Here is a 15,343-nt window from a genome sequence, read left to right as displayed (position 1 = left end):
TCACGGGGTAAACCCGGACGGGTTCTCCCGCGGGAGCGTTTACCGTCAAGCGATGACCGCGACGACCGAGCACGAGACCGCCGCAGCGACCCGGGCACCGTGGCCGCTGGCGGGGCTGCTCGTGGTCGCCGCGGGCACCTTCCTGTCGGTGACGACCGAGATGCTGCCGATGGGCCTGCTCAGCTCGATCAGCCGCGACCTCGACGTGTCCGAGCCCACCATCGGGCTGCTCGTCACCGGATACGCGCTGATGGTGGCGCTGTTCGCCGCGCCGCTGGGACGCCTGACCGCGCGGTTCCCACGCCGCGGGCTGCTGGTCGGCACGCTCGTCGCGTACGCCGCCAGCAACGTGATCATGGCGTTGAGCACCGTGTATCCGCTCGCAGCGGCCGCCCGGCTGATCGGCGGCCTGACCCACGGCGCGTTCTGGGCCATGTGCGCCGGATACGTCGCCCGCATGGTCACCGCCGACCGGGTCGGCCGGGCGGTGACCCTGGTGTTCACCGGAGGCACCGTGGCGATCCTGCTCGGCGTGCCCGCGGGCACCGCGCTCGGCGTCGCCATCGGCTGGCGGGCCGCCTTCGCCGTGCTCGCCGGTGTCGCGCTGATCCTGGCCTTCGTCGGCTGGCGGCTGCTGCCCGACTACCCCGGCGAGACCCCGGGCGGCGGGATGAGCCTGTTCCAGGTGCTGCGTACGCCGTCGGTGGCGATCGTCGTGGTCACCACCGCGGTGACCATGCTCGGCTACTTCAGCTTCTACACCTACATCTCGCCGTTCCTGCAGTCCACCGGCCTGAGCGAGGCGGCGCTGAGCCCTGCGCTGCTCGGCTACGGCGCGGCCGGGGCGGTCGGCCTGCTCGCCGCCGGGCTGCTGGTCGACAAGCGGCCCCGGTTCGCGATGCTGGCCGGCACCGCCACGCTGACCGTCGCGCTGATCGGGCTGGCCCTGGCCGGCCACTCCCCCACGCTGGCCGTCGCGTCGGCCGCCGTCGCCGGCATGGCCCTCAACGCCCTAGCCACCCTGGTGCAGGCCGCGATCCTGCGCGCCGCCCCGAGCGGCGCCGCCGACACCGCCGCCGCCCTGAACGCGTCGGCGTTCAACGTCGGCATCGGCGGCGGCGCGCTGGTCGGCGGGCTGGTGCTCGCCGGCTGGGGACCGGCCGCGCTGCCTGTCGTCGCCGCGCTGCTGACCTGCGCCGGAGTGTTCGGCGTCGCGTACGGGCGGCGCGAGGGCTTCCCCGCCACGCTCCCCTCGGCAGGCTGAGCGAACCGCGCCCCTCACATCCCGGATGCGCCCCGATGCCACGTGCGGCTAAACTGCGAACAGCGTTCGCTGTTTACGACTGAGGGGAGCAGCCATGCAACGGGTCACGGCGCCGGACGGCGCGAGCATCGCCCTGCACACGAGCGGCACCGGGCCGGGCGTCGTGCTGGTGCACGGCGGCGGGGTCACCATCAACGAGTACCGGCGGCTGATCGCCCGGCTCTCCGACCGGTGCACCGTGCACGCCTACAACCGGCGCGGCCGCCTCGACGCACCTGCCCGGCGCGAGCCCTACTCGGTCGAGCAGGAGATCGAAGACCTCGGCGCGGTACTGGAGCACACCGGAGCGCGCAACGTCATCGGACACAGCTACGGCGGATTCGTCGCCCTGCGGGCCGCGCTGCGCCTGCCGATCGAACGTCTCGCCCTCTACGACGCGGCGCTGCACATCGACGGCACGCCGGACGGGACCTACCTCGACGCCGTGGACGAGGCACTGCGCGCGGGCAGGACCGCCCGTGCCGTCGCGATCGTGGCCGCCGGGGTCAACACCCACTCCGTGGTGTCGCGGTGGCCCCTGAGCGTGCGCACCGCGATCTGCCGCGTGTTCCTGCGCACCCCGATCGGCCGCCAGATGGGCGACCTGCTGCCGATGACCATGTTCGAGATCCGGCAGGTGCAGGCCCGCGGAGGCTCCGCCGACGCGTACGCGGCAGTGACCGCCGACGTGCTGCTGGCCTGCGGCGCCAACGCCCCCGGCTACTTCGAGGAACACCACGACAAACTGGCCCGGGTCATCGCCCGGTCCCGCACGATGGTCGTCGCCGGGGCCCGCCACGACGCCATCGCCATCGCCCCGCCCCGGCTCGTCGACCCTATCGCCGACTTCCTCACCGCACCCCTGACCACCAGCGCGTGACCTGACACCGCACGGCCCGCACCCCGCCCCCTGCGTGCCAGGACGGCGGGGTGCGGGCAGAATGTCTCACCGTGACGACGTCCATTGCGCAGCGCATTGCCGAGGAACTCGGCGTACGGCAGAACCAGGTGAACGCGGCGGTCGAGCTCCTCGACGGCGGATCGACCGTTCCGTTCATCGCCCGGTACCGCAAGGAGGTCACCGGCGAGCTGGACGACGCCCAGCTGCGCACCCTCGAAGAGCGCCTGCGCTACCTGCGGGAGCTGGAGGAGCGCCGGTCGACGATCCTCGAGTCGATCCGCTCGCAGGGCAAGCTCGACGACGCCCTCGAAGCGATGATCAACGGGGCCGACTCGAAGGCCCGCCTGGAGGACATCTACCTGCCGTACAAGCCCAAGCGGCGGACCAAGGCGATGATCGCCCGCGAGGCCGGCCTGGAGCCGCTCGCCGACCTGCTGCTCGGCGACCCCTCGCACGACCCGCAGACCGCCGCCGCGGGCTTCGTCGACGCCGACAAGGGCGTCGCCGACCCCGCCGCCGCCCTCGAGGGCGCCCGCTCGATCCTGGTCGAGCGCTTCGGCGAGAACGCCGACCTGATCGGCGCGCTGCGCGAGCAGATGTGGACCCGCGGGCGCATCGTGTCGAAGATGCGCGACGGCAAGGCCGAGGAGGGCGCGAAGTTCTCCGACTACTTCGACTTCTCCGAGCCGTACGCCAAGCTGCCCAGCCACCGCATCCTGGCCATGTTCCGCGGCGAGAAGGAGGAGGTGCTCGACCTGGTCATGGAGCCCGACGAGCCCGCCGCCGAGGGCGCGCCCGCCGGCCCGAGCATCTTCGAGCAGCGCATCGCCGCCGCGTTCGGCATCAGCGACCGCGGCCGCCCCGCCGACAAGTGGCTGGGCGACACCGTGCGCTGGGCCTGGCGCACCCGCATCCTGGTGCACCTGGGCCTGGACCTGCGCACCCGGCTGTGGCAGGCCGCCGAGGAGGAGGCCGTCCGGGTCTTCGCGATGAACCTGCGCGACCTGCTGCTGGCCGCCCCGGCCGGCACCCGCGCCACGATGGGCCTGGACCCCGGCTACCGCACCGGCGTGAAGGTCGCCGTCGTCGACGCCACCGGCAAGGTCGTCGCCCACGACACCATCTACCCGCACGTGCCGCACAACCGGTGGGACGCCTCACTGGCCACCCTCGCCAAGCTCGCCGCCACGCACAACGTCGAGCTGATCGCGATCGGCAACGGCACGGCCTCGCGGGAGACCGACAAGCTCGCCATCGACCTGATCAAGCTCGCCCCGCAGCTCAACCTGACGAAGATCGTCGTGTCCGAGGCGGGGGCCTCGGTGTACTCCGCGTCGGCGTACGCCTCGCAGGAGCTGCCCAGCCTCGACGTGTCGATCCGCGGCGCGGTGTCCATCGCCCGCCGCCTGCAGGACCCGCTCGCCGAACTGGTGAAGATCGACCCGAAGTCCATCGGCGTCGGGCAGTACCAGCACGACCTGTCCGAGGTGAAGCTGTCGCGCTCGCTGGACGCCGTCGTCGAGGACTGCGTGAACGGCGTCGGCGTCGACGTGAACACCGCCTCCGCGCCGCTGCTGTCCCGCGTCTCCGGCATCAGCACCGGCCTGGCCGAGAACATCGTGCTGCACCGCGACGCCAACGGCCCGTTCCGCTCGCGCACCGCGCTCAAGGAGGTCGCCCGGCTCGGCCCGAAGGCGTTCGAGCAGTGCGCGGGCTTCCTGCGCATCCCCAACGGCGACAACCCGCTCGACGCCTCCAGCGTGCACCCCGAGGCATACCCGGTGGTGCAGCGCATCCTGAAGAACAACAGCATCGAGATGGCCAAGCTCATCGGCAACGGCTCGCTGCTGCGCACCCTCAAGCCCACCGAGTACGCCGACGACGTCTTCGGCCTGCCGACCGTCACCGACATCATCAAGGAGCTGGAGAAGCCCGGCCGCGACCCGCGACCCGCCTTCAAGACCGCGTCCTTCAAGGACGGTGTCGAGAAGATCGGCGACCTGCAGCCCGGCATGCTGCTGGAGGGCGTCGTCACCAACGTGGCCGCGTTCGGCGCGTTCGTCGACGTCGGCGTGCACCAGGACGGCCTGGTGCACGTGTCGGCGATGTCGCGCAACTTCATCAGCGACCCGCGCGAGGTGGTCAAGTCCGGCGACGTGGTCAAGGTCAAGGTGCTCGACGTGGACATCCCGCGCAAGCGCATCTCACTGACCCTGCGCCTGGAGGATGAGGCAGCCCCGGCGGGCGGCGCTCGCCAGGGCGGCGGTGGCGGCGGCGGGGACCGCGGCCAGCGCGGGGGCGGCGGCGGTGGTCAGCGCGGGGGCGGTGCCGGTGGCGGTCAGCGCGGCGGGCAGGGTGGACAGGGCGGCGGGCAGGGCGGTCAGCGCGGCGGGCAGCCGCGTCAGCAGCGCAGCGAACCGGTCGGCAACAGCGCCATGGCCGACGCCCTGCGCCGCGCTGGCCTCGACAAGCTCCGCTGACCCGGCCGGTACGGTCGCCGACGCGTTTTTCATAGACATTGGCCTATCTGGTTGAGAATTTTGAGATCGAACTCGACCAGATAGGCCAACGTCGATTATCGGGCGCGCCGGCGCTCCTTGAGTCGGCGGTGGCTGAGCACCACGAGGGCCACGCCGCCCCCGATCGGCACCAGGGTGCCGATCCCGGTCACGATGTTGTTGGCCTTGTCGTCCTCGATACCGGCGATCCGCACCTGCCGCATCCGGAACTCTGCCTCCCCCTCCGACTGGAGCAGCAACTGCTCCGCGTACGCCTGCTCGTCGACGAGCTGCGTGTACCCGTACACGGCCCCCGTCCCGATCAGCAGCCCGAACCCGGCCAGCGCCACTCCCACCGCGTACCAGAGCCTCCACATGGCGTCTTCCTCCTGCCCGTCCCGATGATGGGCGAACGTAGCGCCGGATGCGCCCACATCGGACCGGCCACGGTACATATCCGCAGGCCGCAGGCCAGAACCGGTCCCCGGTGCGGGCCGGGGCGGGGACGCGGCCTGCTCTCGCACGCAGGACGTGTCGGCTTGCTGATACCTCGGCCGCCTCGATCACCTCGTTGAACGGTCGAGTTTGGTCTATCGAGGAGGGTCTGCGTGCGCGGACGGGCGAGCAGGGCGGGGCTGGCTGCGCTGGTGGGCGTGGCCGTGGCCGGCGCCGGGGTGATCGCGGGCGGGTCGCCCGCCTGGGCCGACCACCAGGTGACGGCGACGTACGCCGCCACCGGCGGTGAGCAGGTCTGGAACGTGCCCGCGGGCGTGACGAACGTGCACGTCGTCGTGGTCGGCGCACGCGGCGGCGACGGCGACGGCAGCGGCGAGGACGGCCGCCCCGGCGCGCGGGTCGAGGCCGATCTGGCGATCCCAGCGGGCGTGACCAGGCTGTGGGTCGAGGTCGGCGAGCGCGGCGGCGACGGCGGCGACGGCGCGTTCCCCGGCTTCGGCGGTGGCGGCGAGGGCGGCGCGGGGTCGCCGTTCAACGGCGGCGCGGGCGGCGGCGCCTCGGACCTGCGCACCTGCTCGCTGGGCAGCCCGTGTGACTCGGCCGCGTCGCGGCTGGTCGTCGCCGGTGGCGGGGGCGGCGGGGGTGGCGGCTGCTTCGCCGCGAGTTGCGCCCCGTCCGGGGACGGCGGTGACGGCACCGCGACCGGGGCCGGTAACGGCGGCCTGCCGTTCGGGCCGCTCGGACTGGTCGGCTTCCCCGGCGCGTACGCCGTGGGCGGGGTCGGCGCGCTCGCGCCCGGCACCACCGGCGGAGGCGGCGGCGGCGGGGGCGGCGGCTGGTACGGCGGGGGCGGCGGCTCGTCCGGCGGCGCTCCCCCGGCTCCGCTGCTGGCCGGGTTCGACGGCGGCAACGGCGGTTCGGGCGCGAGCCACACCGCCGCCGGTGTGAGCGGCGTCAGCATCGCCGAGACCGCCGACGACGCCTCGGTCACCATCTCCTACCAGGTACGCGACACGACCCTGAGCTACCTCGGCGCGACCTCGGGCCCGGTCGGCGCACCGGCGCAGCTGCGCGCCCGGCTCACGTACACCACCGGCGGAGCGCCGATCCCGGGCGCGACGGTCCAGTTCGCGCTGGCCGGGACGCCGGGCTGCAGCGCGGTCACCGACGCGGCCGGTGAGGCGGCGTGCACGGTCACCCCGCAGGCGCCCGCGGACACCCGCACGCTGACCGCCTCGTACGCCGGGGACACCATCCGGCACGCGTCGAGCGTGTCCACGTCGTACGAGGTCAAGCGCAAGCCGACCACGCTGGCCTGGACCGGCGACGTCACCGGCGACTACCACGACCCGGTGACGCTGGCCGCGAAGCTGACCCTGACCGGCACCGGCGCGGCACTGCCCGGCGAGCCGGTCACCCTCGCCCTGAACGCGACCGAGTCGTGCGACGCCGTCACCGGCGGCGACGGCGTCGCGAGCTGCACGGTCGTGCCGCAGGAGACCCCGGGCCCGTACTCGGCGACCGCCGCCTACGCCGGGGACGAGGTGCACCTGCCCAGCACCGCGACGGCGGACTTCACCGTGACCAAGGAGCAGACCCGGCTGGCGTACACGGGCGAGGTGAACGTCGCCAACGACGAGCCCGCCCGGCTGGCCGCCCGGCTCACCGAGGGTTCGGCTCCGCCGCTGCCCGGTGACGGCACGCCCGTCGCGGGGGCCCCGGTCACGCTGACGCTGGGCAGCGGCCCGTCCGCGCAGTCCTGCACCGCCGACACCGACGCCACGGGCACCGCCGGCTGCGTGATCGCCGACGTCGCGCAGCCGCTGGCCGCCGACGGCAGGCTGCCCGTGTCGGCGCGCTACACCGGCAGCGCCTTCTACGAGCCGAGCCAGGCCGCCGCGACGGTGGGCCTGCAATACGAGACCGGCCGGGCGTACGGCGTCTCCGGCAAGCTGAAGGTCCTGGTCGGCGCGGCGACGCTGCCCGCCGCCCCGGACACCGGCGCGGTGCGCGTAGCCGACCCGTCGACGACCGCCACGCCGTGTACGGCCACGGTGAACGTGCTGGTGCTGCGCGCCGCGGCGCTGTGCGCGAACGTCACCACCCGTACCGCGCCCGGCGGCTCGACGGCGACCGCGACGGTCGGCTCGGTCGAGCTGGGCCTGCCCGGCCTGCCCGCGATCGCGCTGCGCGACATCCGCACCACGTCCGTCACCGGCTGCGCCGGGTCCACCGGCGCGGTCACCGTCGGGCAGCTGCTCGTCGGCGGCGTCCCGGTGACCGTGACGACCGGTCCGAACAGCATCGTCGCGATCCCGGGTGTGCCCGGCGCGAAGATCGTGTTCAACGAGCAGACTCCCGTCGACGGCGGGCTCACCGTGCACGGCGTGCACCTCGTCGTCCCGCCGACGCTGGGTGTCAGCGCCGACATCGTGCTCGCCTCGGCCACCAGCGACATCCACCACTGCCGCTGACCGGCAGCGGGCGGCCGGGCAGAGAACCCGGCCGCCCGCTTCACCCCGCCCTCTTCCCGGCGAGCCGGCCGTCTACAGACACACCCGCCACTGCCCGTCCTCCTTGAGCAGCGGCACCCCCAGCACGGACTGCGAACCGTCGGCCCTGGTCAGCTCCAAGGTGACGACGCCGCTCACGGTCGAGTTGTGCTGCTCGACGTTGACTCCCGCCACCGAGTAATCGCTGATCCGCGGCCCGGCGGTCTGCTCCGCGATGAACTGCTGCTCGCTGGTCAGCGCGCGGGTACGGCTGCACAGCCCCGCGTAGGCGCCGGCGTAGTCGCGGGCGACCAGGTCGTCGGCGTAGGCCGTCGCGGCGTCCCGGGCGGGGCCGGTCGCCGCCTCGATGCCGCGGTACGCGAAGTAGCCGGCGACGGCCGCACCGCCGCAGCACAGCAGCAGGACGATGGCGACGATGATAAGGATCTTGCGTACCGGGCTCTTGGGCTGCGGCGGACCGGGTGGCAGAGGCGTCATGGCGACCACTGTGCGCGACGGCCGCAAGAGCCCCGCCCGGCGATGCGGCGCAGCACTGGCGTGTCGCCTCGCGACCCGGCAAGGTCGACGCATGCGTGAGTTCCGGTTCTCGTCGAACGTGTTCTCGGTGCCCTCGGGCGACGCCTTCGTGCAGCGCTGCCGGCTGGCCGAACAGCTCGGCTACGACACCATGTTCGCCGTCGACCATCTGGGCGCGCCCGCGCCGTTTCCGGTGCTGGTCGCGGCCGCGGCGGCGACCCAGCGGCTGCGGGTCGGCACGCTGGTGCTCAACGTGCCGTTCTGGAACCCGGCCCTGCTGGCCCGCGAGATCGCCACGACGGACCTGCTAACCGGCGGTCGGCTGGAGGTCGGCCTCGGCGCGGGGCACATGAAGTGGGAGTTCGACGCGGCTGGTCTGCCGTTCGCCCCGTTCGGCGTCCGGGTGGGGCAGCTCGACCGGATGATCGGCGAGCTGGGACGCTGGTTCCGGACCGACGACACGAAACCGCTGCGGGGCGGCGCACCGCCCCGGCCGGTGCAGAAGCACGGCTTCGGCGGGTACGGGCCGCCGCTGATCGTCGGCGGCACCGGCGACCGGATCCTGCGCCTCGCCGCGCAGCACGCCGACATCGTCTCCGTGGCCGGGGCGTATCAGGTCAAGGGTGCGGAGCCGGGCACGTTCCGGCTGGCGTCCGCGACGGAGGCCGACGAGCGGGTCGCCTTCGCGCGAACACACGCCGGGCCGCGCGCCGGGCGGATCGAATGGCACGCGCTGATCCAGCGGGTGGTCGAGACCGGTGACCGGCACGCCGCGGCGGAGCAGGTCAGCGTCGACACCGGCGGCGCGGTGACCGTCGAGCAGGCGCTGGAGTCGCCGTTCCTGCTGTTCGGCACGGTCGAGGAGATGGCCGCCCAGCTGCGGCGGCAGCGCGACCGCTACGGCTTCACCTACCTGACCGTCCACGACCCCTACCTGGAGGCCTTCGGGCCCGTGATCGCTGCGCTGCGGTCCTGACCCGGACGGAGATCGCTGTATCGGGTCAGAAACTGCGGCCAGACCACAGATCCGGCCCCCAGACAGTGATCTCCACCCGCCGGCCGGCCACGGGCCCGGGCCGACGAGCCCCGGGGTCAGGGCGCGGGGGTGCTGGTGGCGGCGCGGACCGCGTCATCGATGGTGGCGTACACGTGGGGCAGGGTGACGCCGGCGCGGCGCAGGATGTCGCGGACCTGGCCCAGGTCGTGCGCGACGTACAGCTCGACGCCCTGGCCGCGTAGGTCGTCGACCAGGTCGGACAGCGTCGTCGCGGCGGTCACGTCGACCAGCGGCACGCTCTCGCCGTCGAGCACCACCGCCCGCGTGCCGGGCGCCGCCGCGGCGGCGCGTACCCGGTCGCGGACGTGATCGGCGTTGGCGAAGAAGACGGCTCCCTCGGGCCGCAGCACGACCACACCCGGGGCGGGTCGCGCGTCGTCGTGCCGGGACCGGTCAACCCACCGGCCGTCGCCGGTGCGCCCCAGCATCGCGACGATCGGGCGTGACGCCCGGTACAGGAGCAGGACCAGCGAGACCGCCATGCCGATGACCAGGCCCGGCAGCGTGTCGAAGACGAGCACGCCCAGCAGCGCGGCGATCGCGGCGACGAAGTCGGGCCGGGTGATCAGCGACGCAGGTGTGCCGCGCGGCGCGGTGGACACCCGCCACAGCCGCCGCAGTCCCCGGATGTCGACCAGCTCCACCAGCGCCGCGATCACGACCGCGGCCAGCGCCGCCTCCGGCAGCTGCTCGAACAGCCCGGTGAGGAACAGCAGCGTCACCACCGTGAGCACCGCCACGACCAGCCCGGACAGCTGGCTGCGCGCCCCGGCCCCGGCGTTGACCGCGGTCTTGGACAGGCTGCCGTTGACGACCATGCCCGAGGCCAGGCCCGCGCCCATGTTGGCCGTGCCCAGCCCGATCAGCTCCCGGTTCGCGTCCACGGTGTACCCGAACCGCGCCGCGTACGTCTTCGCAGCCCCCAGTCCTTCGGCGAACCCGATCAGCGCGACGCCGACCGCCGGGCCGACGAGTTTCAGCCAGTCGGCGGCGGCGATGCCGGGCAGGCCGAGGGCGGGCAGGCCCGGGTCGATGTGCCCGACGATCGCGACGCCGCGGCGGTCCAGGTGCAGCACGGCGACCGCGAGGATGCCCAGCGCGACCGCGACCAGCGAGCCGGGCACCACCGGCTTGAGCTCCTTGAGCCCGATCACGACGGCCAGGCACACCGCGCCGATCGCGAGCGTCCACGGGTTCGTCTGGCCCAGGTGGGTGAGGAAGTGCCAGAGCTGGGCGAAGAAGTTCCCCTCGCCCTTGGGCACGCCGAACAGCTTCGGCAGCTGCCCGGCGATGATGGTCAGCGCCAGCCCGACGATGAACCCCTTGAGCACCGGCTCGGAGATGAACGACGCCAGGAAGCCCAGCCGGGCCAGCCCGGCGATCAGCGCGAGGACGCCGACGACGAGCGCCAGCGCGGTGGTCATCGCGACGAAGCGTTCGCCCGGCCCGGCGTACACCGCGACCACGCTGGCCGACAGCGCCGCGGTGGCGGCCATCGGGCCCACCACCAGGTGCCGGGAACTGCCGAAGATCGCGTACAGCACGAGGGCGGGCGCGGCGGCGTAGAGCCCGATCACGGGCGGGACCCCGGCGATCGTGGCGTACGCCAGGCACTCGGGCACGAGCACCGCCCACACGGTGAGCCCGGCGATCGTGTCGGGACGCAGCCACTCCGGACGGTATTGCCGCCACCGGCTCAGCACCCCGTCACCGCCATGCCTAGATCCTAGGAATGCGATGGCCTCCGAACAGGCGATTGACCCGGTTGGCCGCCCTGCGTCGCACCTGCGCCCACCGTGGGAGAATGAGTGACGTATGACTATCGCGGAGCATGTGGACGGCGTGCCGGCCCCGCACCTGCGGCCCTACGTCCGCCAGTACCTCGGCTACCACTACCGCGGGTTCGCCCCGGGTGTGCACCTCGGCCTGCCCTCACCCGACCTGACCGTGGTGATCAGTTTCGAGGAGCCGACCCTGGTGGCGCTGACCGGCGACCGCCCGCCGAGCGGCTACCAGGCCCTGGCCAGCGGGCTGACCCTGGCTCCCGCGTTCATCCACCACGACGGCACCCAGTTCGGGGTGCAGCTCGCGCTCACCCCGGCGGGCGCCCGCGCCCTGTTCGGCATGCCGGCCGCGGCGCTCGCGGCGGCGGTCGCGCCGCTGTCGCTCGAACCGCTGACGGACCGGTTGCGTACGGCGTCGTGGCGGCAGCGGTTCGACCTGCTCGACGCGGCGCTCACCCGCCGCCTCGACCCGGTGGAGCCCGCACCGGAGCTGTCCTTCGCCTGGCGGCGGATCATGCGCTCGGGCGGCGCGCTGCGGGTCGGCGAACTCGCCGCCGAGACCGGCTGGAGCCGCCGTCACCTGTGTGCGCGGTTCGCCGCCGAGTTCGGTGTCGGGCCCAAGGATGCGCTGCGCCTGGTCCGCTTCGGACGCTCGGCGCGGCTGGTGCGCGACATCCACCGGCCCGCGCTGGCCGAGATCGCCGCCAGGTGCGGGTACTACGACCAGGCTCATCTGGCCCGCGAGTGGCGCGAGTTCGCGGGTGTCGCGCCGTCGCACTGGGCGCAGGCGGAGGAACTTCCCATTAATCCAAGCCTGCAGGACGCCGACGCGGCCACCCTGGACGTATGAGTGACAACGCCATGGTCTGGCCCTGCCTGACCTACACCGACGCGCACGCCGCCATCGCGTTCCTGGAGGAGGCGTTCGGCTTCAAGGCCACCGCCGTGCACGGCGAAGGCGAGGTCGTCGCGCACGCGGAGCTGCGCTGGCCGCCCGGCGGCGGGATCATGCTCGGCAGCCCGCGCCCGGACAACGTGCACGACATCCCCGCCGACCAGGGCCTGGTCTACCTGGTGACCGACCAGCCGGATGCGCTGTTCGCGCGGGCGGTGGCCGCCGGGGCGACCGTGCTACGCGGACTGCGCGACGAGGACTACGGCTCGCGGGGCTTCAGTGTCCGCGACCCGCAGGGCGTGATCTGGAGTTTCGGCACCTACTCCGGGGAGTGATCCCCGTCAGCCGCCGGCAGAGCCCCGCCCACGGGGGCGGGGCACTGCCGGTGAGCGGCGTCAGCCGGTGGGCACCAACTCGGCGACCTCGGACTCGGGCACCGGCCTGCGCCGCGCTGCGCGCCAGGCGGGGAGGTAGAGCGGGGCGGCCGCGGCGAGTACGACCGCGCCGACCAGCATGGCCGTGCTGATGCTCGTCGCGGCGGCGAGCGCGGTGAGCACCACCCCGCCAAGCGCCCCGGCGGGCTGGCCCATCATCGAGTTCAGCGAGATGACGCTGGTCCGGTACGGCCCGTCGACCTGCCGGTGCAGCAGCCCGGTGTGCAGCGGGTTCGCCGCCCCGTGCACGGCGTAGCAGGCCAGGAACGCGACCAGCACGCCGACGGGTCCGGCGAACAGTCCCATGCCGACCACGGTCACGCCCTGCAGAATGTGCAGCAGCGCGGCCCCGGGTGCGGCCCCGGGCCAGCGCAGCAGCAGCGGGGTCAGCGCGGCTCCGGCTGCCGAGACGAGCCAGGCCGCCGACGTGGCCGGGCCGAGCAGCGCGGCGGCCCGGTCGGCGTCGCCGACGACCTCGGCGAGCCGGACCGGCAGCAGCGACTCGAAGGTGACCATGCCGAAGCCCCAGAACAGCTCGACGGCCACCAGCGCGAGCAGCACGCGGGACCGACGCAGCAGGCCGAACGCCTGCCCGATCATCCGGGGCGCCTGCCGCACCGAGGCCCGCAGCGCGGCCGCCCCGCGCGCGGGGCGCGTCTCGACCATCAGCCCGAGCAGCACGATCAGGGCGACCACCTGCATCGCCGTGGCGGCGAGCACCGGCACGGTGAGCGCGCTGAACGGGCCGAACGGGCCCAGCGCGATCAGGCCGCCGCTGAGCAGCGCCCCGGCGGAGATCGCCACGCCGATGACGGTACCCGCGTAACCGAGGCCGGATTCGTAGTTCGCCTCCGGGTCGGCGGCCAGGGTGGCGTCGACGTACCAGGACTCCAGCGGGCCGCTGTCGAGTGCCCGGTGGATGCCCTGCAGCGCCCAGACGGCGAAGAACAGCGCGACCGAATCGGCCACCACGAACAGCCCGAGCGAGAGCAGGTTCACCGCCCACGCGGTCGCCAGCACGGGTTTGCGGCCGAGCGCGTCGGCCAGCCCTCCGGTGGGCAGTTCCAGGGCGAGCACGAGGATGCCCTGCGCGGTGGCGACGAGCCCGATCTGCGGCAGGGTCAGGCCGCGCTCCTGCATGAGCAGGATCAGCACCGGGATGATGAGCCCGGCGGGCAGCCAGCGCAGCCCGTGCAGCAGCAGGAACCGGCGGCGCACCTGCTTGACCGTCAGCGCGCTCATCGCAGCTCCTCCGCCCGCGGGAAGTTCACCAGGAACATGTGGACCTGGGCGGCGTCCTCCTCCGCGGCGAGCGCGGGGTCCTGCCGGTATTTGAGGATCAGCGCCCAGATCTCGTCGTTCAGCTCGCGCAGCCGCTGCGGCGCGAGGGTCAGCATCGCGTCGCTGATCGTCGAGGCCTCCCGCCAGGCCTGCGGGGCCTGCTGCCGTGACGCCAGCCACCGCTCGGCCTGCTCGCTCATGAGCTGCACCTGCTGGCTCTCGATCCACTCGGCGGCCGCGCGGGCGTCGGGGTCGTCGTCGAAGTCGGTCGGCAGCCAGGTGCTGGCGTCGTGGGCGGCCCGCCAGAAGCGCTGGCGGCTGGTGCCCAGCTCGGCTTCCTCGGCCACGAGTCCCACGTCGGCGAGCTGGCGCAGGTGGTAGCTGGTCGCGCCGGTGTTGGTGTCCAGCAGCCGGGCGAGGGTGGTCGCGGTGGCGGGCCCGTCGACGCGCAGCAGGCCCAGCAGGCGGGCCCGCAGGGGGTGGGCCAGCATACGGATCTGCAGCGCGTTCAGGCGTACGACGCTGTGCGGGGCAGCGCCGGTCTTATCGTCCATGACATGCACAGTACTTCTGCAAACAGTTCATGCACAACTACTGTGCACAACTCGCTGATCATGCGGTCCCCGCCTACCGTGTCACGGATACGTAGGCGAAACAGCCGGATGAATTAGGGCATTGAACCACCAAAAGTGCAAAAACACTTTTTCGAATAAAGATCGCGTCAAGTCATTAATTGGATATTCAGGTGGGCCTCGACGCCGTGGACTGCGACCGTTTCACCCTTGCGGGTGCCACTCGACACTCGACAGAGACTCCGAACGCAACCCCTCTTCTGAGTCCCGGCGCGGGTTCGCAGATGTCAACGACGTCTCACCAATGCCCATCACCACGACGAACGCATGATCATCGCGATTCCAACGCGACATGGCGCCTTTCATGAACCCGGCTCGCATGTATCGCTAGGACTAAAGGTCCAGCGAGAAACCCCGCTTCATCCAACTGGCGCCGGCCAGAGTCTTGAGCCACAATGAACCGTCAATGGGTCGAGCGGTATCGACCTGCCCGATTCTTAACCCAAGATCGATCGCGAGAACCCGTGGACAAAAAAACCATGCTTTGGGGAGCCGCTCGCCGCGCGTGGGCACATGGATCCACAAAATGGATCTTGGTCACGGCGGTGGCTTTCCTGCTGGGCCTCGATGCCTTCGGGCTCACGCTCTTCGGAGGCAATCTAGACACGAACAAAGCCGGGAATTTCGGTGAGTGGGCGGCCGCATTGGCAACCTTAGTGGCGGTCTCGATAACTCTTTGGGACAATGCAAAACTCAGAAGAAGGGCGCGAGAGACCGAACTTCGCGATCTGGCTGCTTGGCTAGAACCCGTTCGGTCGCAAGATGGACAGCGCCGCTGGCAATTGGTGATCAGGAACGGGACCAGGTATCCGGTACACCGATGGGTTGCTCGCCCCCAAACCGGAGGAAACGGCGAGGATTGGCACGCATGCCACCTCCGTCACGGCGTGCTTTTGCCCGAATCCAACCTGTTTGATCTTCCCATATCCACCGATGATGCGACCCAGGCCTATCTAATTGATCTTCACTTCTCTGATCGCGAACACCAGGGCTGGACCATTGACGGATCCGGCGTACTGAATAGCTCCACTGTTGTCCAAACGCACACAGAGGCATGTACTGAACTGTAGAGC

Annotated in this window: 13 protein-coding genes; 8 read left to right on the top strand and 5 right to left on the bottom strand. The window is 72.2% G+C overall.

What is annotated here, in order from left to right:
- Positions 1 to 52: 52 nt before the first annotated feature.
- The 3 genes from F6W97_RS24240 (at position 53) to F6W97_RS24230 (ending at position 4,684) form a co-directional block, all read left to right on the top strand.
- Complete coding sequence (locus F6W97_RS24240; protein ID WP_155372695.1) at positions 53 to 1,264, top strand: MFS transporter; 1,212 nt, start codon at positions 53 to 55, stop codon at positions 1,262 to 1,264.
- A gap of 94 nt (positions 1,265 to 1,358) precedes the next feature.
- Entirely contained in the window at positions 1,359 to 2,183 is an 825-nt protein-coding gene (locus F6W97_RS24235; protein ID WP_155372694.1) for an alpha/beta fold hydrolase, read from the top strand.
- A 71-nt stretch (positions 2,184 to 2,254) separates the two neighbouring features.
- The gene (locus tag F6W97_RS24230; RefSeq protein ID WP_155372693.1) at positions 2,255 to 4,684 is read left to right on the top strand and encodes a Tex family protein; all 2,430 of its coding nucleotides are present in this window, start codon (positions 2,255 to 2,257) and stop codon (positions 4,682 to 4,684) included.
- A gap of 95 nt (positions 4,685 to 4,779) precedes the next feature.
- Here the strand turns inward: F6W97_RS24230 and F6W97_RS24225 are convergent, their stop codons facing one another.
- Positions 4,780 to 5,079, bottom strand: coding sequence for a hypothetical protein (locus tag F6W97_RS24225; protein ID WP_155372692.1), 300 nt, complete (start codon positions 5,077 to 5,079; stop codon positions 4,780 to 4,782).
- A 231-nt stretch (positions 5,080 to 5,310) separates the two neighbouring features.
- On the opposite strand from F6W97_RS24225, the gene F6W97_RS24220 reads away from it, so the two are divergent.
- On the top strand, positions 5,311 to 7,632 hold the full coding sequence (locus tag F6W97_RS24220; RefSeq protein ID WP_155372691.1) for an Ig-like domain-containing protein: 2,322 nt from the start codon (positions 5,311 to 5,313) through the stop codon (positions 7,630 to 7,632).
- Between the two features lie 72 nt (positions 7,633 to 7,704).
- On the opposite strand, the gene F6W97_RS24215 is transcribed toward F6W97_RS24220, so the two are convergent.
- Entirely contained in the window at positions 7,705 to 8,148 is a 444-nt protein-coding gene (locus F6W97_RS24215) for an Rv0361 family membrane protein (protein WP_155372690.1), read from the bottom strand.
- Positions 8,149 to 8,239: 91 nt separating this feature from the next.
- Between F6W97_RS24215 and F6W97_RS24210 the strand changes: the two genes are divergently transcribed.
- The gene (locus tag F6W97_RS24210; protein ID WP_155372689.1) at positions 8,240 to 9,163 is read left to right on the top strand and encodes an LLM class F420-dependent oxidoreductase; all 924 of its coding nucleotides are present in this window, start codon (positions 8,240 to 8,242) and stop codon (positions 9,161 to 9,163) included.
- A 116-nt stretch (positions 9,164 to 9,279) separates the two neighbouring features.
- On the opposite strand, the gene F6W97_RS24205 is transcribed toward F6W97_RS24210, so the two are convergent.
- Positions 9,280 to 10,947, bottom strand: coding sequence for a SulP family inorganic anion transporter (locus F6W97_RS24205; protein ID WP_155372688.1), 1,668 nt, complete (start codon positions 10,945 to 10,947; stop codon positions 9,280 to 9,282).
- 112 nt (positions 10,948 to 11,059) lie between these two features.
- Here F6W97_RS24205 and F6W97_RS24200 point away from each other — a divergent pair, with 112 nt between their 5' ends.
- Together F6W97_RS24200 and F6W97_RS24195 are read left to right on the top strand one after the other, a co-directional pair.
- Positions 11,060 to 11,878, top strand: a complete 819-nt coding sequence (locus tag F6W97_RS24200; protein WP_155372687.1) for a helix-turn-helix domain-containing protein — start codon at positions 11,060 to 11,062, stop codon at positions 11,876 to 11,878.
- Positions 11,875 to 12,258, top strand: a complete 384-nt coding sequence (locus F6W97_RS24195; RefSeq protein ID WP_155372686.1) for a VOC family protein — start codon at positions 11,875 to 11,877, stop codon at positions 12,256 to 12,258. Before F6W97_RS24200 ends, F6W97_RS24195 begins: the two co-directional genes overlap by 4 nt.
- A gap of 60 nt (positions 12,259 to 12,318) precedes the next feature.
- Here the strand turns inward: F6W97_RS24195 and F6W97_RS24190 are convergent, their stop codons facing one another.
- Both F6W97_RS24190 and F6W97_RS24185 read right to left on the bottom strand, forming a co-directional pair.
- Positions 12,319 to 13,599: an MFS transporter gene (locus F6W97_RS24190; RefSeq protein ID WP_155372685.1), complete on the bottom strand. Its 1,281-nt coding sequence runs from the start codon at positions 13,597 to 13,599 to the stop codon at positions 12,319 to 12,321.
- The gene (locus tag F6W97_RS24185; protein WP_230686913.1) at positions 13,596 to 14,192 is read right to left on the bottom strand and encodes a winged helix-turn-helix domain-containing protein; all 597 of its coding nucleotides are present in this window, start codon (positions 14,190 to 14,192) and stop codon (positions 13,596 to 13,598) included. The genes F6W97_RS24190 and F6W97_RS24185 overlap by 4 nt, the downstream gene beginning before the upstream one ends.
- 623 nt (positions 14,193 to 14,815) lie before the next feature.
- Between F6W97_RS24185 and F6W97_RS24180 the strand changes: the two genes are divergently transcribed.
- Complete coding sequence (locus F6W97_RS24180; RefSeq protein ID WP_155372684.1) at positions 14,816 to 15,340, top strand: hypothetical protein; 525 nt, start codon at positions 14,816 to 14,818, stop codon at positions 15,338 to 15,340.
- Positions 15,341 to 15,343: the final 3 nt, after the last annotated feature.

It is taken from the genome of Catellatospora vulcania, from assembly GCF_009720385.1.
GTDB lineage: Bacteria > Actinomycetota > Actinomycetes > Mycobacteriales > Micromonosporaceae > Catellatospora > Catellatospora vulcania.
The sequence above is the reverse complement of the archived record's forward strand: the minus strand, read 5'-3'. Positions and strand labels throughout refer to the sequence as shown.